This window comes from Algoriphagus sp. NF, assembly GCF_028823735.1.
Lineage (GTDB): Bacteria > Bacteroidota > Bacteroidia > Cytophagales > Cyclobacteriaceae > Algoriphagus > Algoriphagus marincola.
On record NZ_JAPEIB010000074.1, the window covers coordinates 1 to 3,828 of the forward strand.

The following is a 3,828-nucleotide window of genomic DNA, read 5'->3' on the forward strand; positions in this document are numbered from 1 at the left end:
TTCCAACTCTTGGACAGATCTAAAACATGCCCAAGTAATCATCATCGCAGGAGCCAATGTCTCTGAGACTTTCCCCACACTCACTCATTACATCTGGCAAGCCAGAGACAATGGGGCAAAACTCATCGTCGTGGATCCCAGAAACACCCCCATCGCCCGTACAGCTGATTTGCACCTGCCTGTAAGGCCTGGAGGTGACTCCGCTCTTTTCGGAGCTATGCTCAAAATTCTTGTAGACAACGACTGGCTCGACCACGACTTTATCGATCAGTACACCACCGGATTTGAAGATACCATTGAGGCAGTCAAAGATTATGACCTCGAGTGGGCAGAAGATAAAACAGGCATACCAGCCGCTAAAATCCAGCAAGCAGCTGAGCTCTGGGGCAAAGCCCAAACCAGCTTTCTGCTTCATGCCAGGGGAATAGAACACCACTCCAAGGGCGTGGACAACGTCCTCAGCTGCATCAATCTGGTCTTGGCCACCGGACGGATTGGCAAACCTTACTGCGGCTACGGCACCATCACTGGACAGGGCAATGGCCAAGGAGGGCGCGAGCATGGGCACAAATGTGACCAACTTCCAGGCAATAGAGATATAACCAATCCTGCTCATCGGCAATACATCGCAGATGTCTGGGGCATCGAAGAGAAAGAGATGCCGGGCAAAGGACTCTCCGCCTACGAGATCATCGAGGCCATTCACCGGGGGGAAATCAAAGGGCTTGTATCCATCTGCTTCAATCCGCTGGTCTCCCTTCCAAACAATAATTTTGTGCGAGAAGCACTGGAAAAGCTTGAATATTACGTCTGTATCGACTTTTTCCTCAATGAAACCGCACGGCATGCAGACATCATCTTACCAGGCTCACTTCATGAAGAGGAAGAAGGTACCGTGACTACTGCCGAAGGTCGAGTAGTAAAAATCAACCAAGCCATCACCCCTCCCGGAGAAGCCCGAAGAGATAGCGAGATTCTAATCGAAATCGCTCAGCGCCTCGGTGCCGGAGATAAGTTTGCCTATAAAAAGTCTGAAGATATCTTCAATGAACTGCGTGTGGCGTCCAAGGGCGGCACGGCCGATTATTTTGGGATTACTTATGAAAAAATCGAAAAAAATATGGGCGTCTTTTGGCCATGTCCAAGTGAGGATCACCCAGGTACACCCCGTCTCTGGGAAGATCGCAAGTTCAAAACTCCCGATGGCAAAGCACATTTTAATCCTGTACCCTACCGAGAGCCCTCCGAAGTAGTGGACAAGGAGTACCCAGTGGTGATGACCACCGGCCGAGTCGTGTCGCAGTACCTCAGTGGTACGCAAACACGCCGAATCGGAAAACTAGTGGACCAATATCCAGAGCCACTTTTGGAAATTCACCCCTCGCTGGCCTACCAATATGGCATCAAGGATGGAGATGAAGTCCTAGTCAAAACCCGACGTGGCGAAGCCGCCTTCCCCGCCCAGCTCGTGGAGACCATTCGAAAGGATACCGTTTTCATCCCCTATCACTGGGGCGGAAAGCACTCTGCCAATCAACTGACCATCGGCACGCTGGATCCGGTCAGTAAGATCCCAGAATTTAAAGTTTGTGCCTGTCAGCTCATCCCTACGGGCAAAATGGCCTCCATTAAGGTGAAAGAAAACGCTTTTAAGAGTTTTTAAACTATAAAACCAAATAACCATGCAAAACCCACAATACAATCAACAACAGGAATTTTTCGTAGACATGCAGCGCTGCATAGGCTGCCATGCTTGCGAAATGGCCTGTGCTGAGTGTGAGACCAACGGGCAGGAAAGCATGATCCACATTCACTATGTGGAGCGAGCCGCCTCTGTCCAAACGACCGTGCAGGTCTGCATGCATTGCGAAGATCCCGTGTGTGCCAATGTCTGCCCGGCCGATGCCATCACCAAGGATGACTTTGGTGTGGTCCACACGGCAAATACCTCCCGATGTATAGGCTGCTCCAACTGTGTGCTGGCCTGCCCATTTGGGGTACCCAAAAAAGAAGAAAAGGCCGAGCTCATGATGAAATGTAACATGTGCTACGATCGCACCAGCGCCGGCAAAAAGCCCATGTGTGCTACGGTATGCCCTAGTCAGGCGCTCTTCTACGGCACCCGGGAGGAAATCGAAAAGCTACGTCCCAATAGTACTCCGGTAAACAAATTCATGTTTGGAGAAGAACAAGTCAATACCAAAGTCAATATCATGATGCCCAAAGGCAGCACAGAATTGCGGATTCATCCTTAAAATCAGTTTGCGTCATGTCTAAAAACCCAAATCAAGAAATTCCAAAATGGAAGCAGGATTTCCCCATTGAGCAAAAGGAAGCCACACATGTGTCTCGGAGAGAGTTTGCCAAATTTCTCACCTTACTCTCTGGTGCACTTGCGGTGGGAAGCACGGCCATCGTGGTGAAGTCTCTGGCTTTTCCAGATCAGCCACTCGTGGGAGAGCACCCCATCTGCCTGGAGTCTGATGTGCCCGTGGGGGAGTCCTATATGTTTGAGATCGAGGGATCCAAGACCATTCCTTACCTGCTCATCAACTTGGGTGAGGGCGAATGGCGAGCCTTTGAGCAGAAGTGCACCCACCTCTCCTGTGCGGTGAAATACCGCCACGACCTAGGACAGATCGTGTGCCCCTGCCATAAGGGCTATTTCAACCCACGTACTGGCGACGTGATCCAGGGTCCACCACCACGTCCACTACCCCAACTCGAAGTGGTACTTCGCGACGGCATGGTACTAGTCAAAGCCCAACAAGTCTAAACCCCTGAGCTATGAGCGATTTCAGACAATCCCAAAACCAGGCACACCCCAATAAGACCAGCACACTGATGACAGGAATTATCCTGCTCCAGATTCTCTTTGTCACGATCCAGATCTGGTTCCTCTTTGGAGCACTAAACAATGCCCTGCAAGAGAACCTCAACTTCGCGATTACTACGGCACTGGGATCCATCACCTTTGCGATCGCCTCCTTCTGGCTCCTGCGCTATCTGCCGGATGCCCGAAAGAAAAAGAGTTAACCCACCCGCTACTCCTCCCCGCATCCTATGAATGAGCGCATCCCTGCAGGCGCCCACCGCGTCCTTTTCCTCAATACCCTAGCCTTCACCTTGTGTTTTGCCGCCTGGACCTTCAATGGGGTCATGGTGACTTACTTGGTAGACAATGGCATATTCAACTGGAGCCAAGTCGAAATCGGCTGGCTACTCGGTATCCCCATTCTCACGGGATCCATCATGCGGCTCCCGCTGGGTATTTTGACGGACAAGTATGGAGGTAAATGGATTTTTGTAGGGCTGCTGCTTTTCACCGCCATCCCCATGTATCTGCTGAATTTCACGGATTCCTTTAGCTGGTATGCACTGATGAGCTTTGGGTTTGGTCTGGCCGGTGCCGGCTTTGCCGTGGGTATAGGATACACCTCGGTTTGGTATCCCAAACATTGGCAAGGCAGAGCTTTGGGTATTTTTGGAGCAGGTAATGCCGGGGCAGCTATCACCACCCTGCTTGCTCCCACAGCACTAAATTACTTTACTGACAATGGGCAAAATCCTTCGGCGTGGACCACATTGCCGACGATTTATGCAGCCGTCTTGGTGGGCATAGCTATTCTATTTGCTTTGCTGGCGCAAAATAAAAAACCCGCCACTTCCACCCGTACCATGGCTCAGACGCTCCAGCCACTTGGCAATATTCGGGTGTGGAGATTTGGGCTATACTATTTCCTTGTGTTTGGATGTTTTGTGGCCTTATCCCAGTGGCTCGTGCCTTATTTTACCAATGTCTACGGCACCACCCTCGTGATTGCCGGT

5 protein-coding genes are annotated in these 3,828 nt (G+C 51.0%); all 5 read left to right on the plus strand.

Going from position 1 to position 3,828, the window contains the following annotated elements:
* Window positions 1-1,663, plus strand: a 1,663-nt coding sequence (locus tag OU792_RS18195) for a molybdopterin oxidoreductase family protein (RefSeq protein ID WP_274671002.1), incomplete at its 5' end; no start/stop codon positions are given.
* 136 nt (window positions 1,664-1,799) lie between these two features.
* Window positions 1,800-2,255, plus strand: coding sequence for a 4Fe-4S dicluster domain-containing protein (locus OU792_RS18200; RefSeq protein WP_274671003.1), 456 nt, complete (start codon window positions 1,800-1,802; stop codon window positions 2,253-2,255).
* Window positions 2,256-2,269: 14 nt separating this feature from the next.
* A complete protein-coding gene (locus OU792_RS18205) occupies window positions 2,270-2,776 on the plus strand; it encodes a QcrA and Rieske domain-containing protein (protein ID WP_274671004.1) in 507 nt (168 codons plus the stop codon).
* 11 nt (window positions 2,777-2,787) lie between these two features.
* Window positions 2,788-3,036, plus strand: coding sequence for a DUF6755 family protein (locus OU792_RS18210; RefSeq protein WP_274671005.1), 249 nt, complete (start codon window positions 2,788-2,790; stop codon window positions 3,034-3,036).
* Window positions 3,037-3,063: 27 nt separating this feature from the next.
* Window positions 3,064-3,828: MFS transporter (locus tag OU792_RS18215; RefSeq protein WP_274671006.1), on the plus strand; the 765-nt coding region annotated here is incomplete at its 3' end.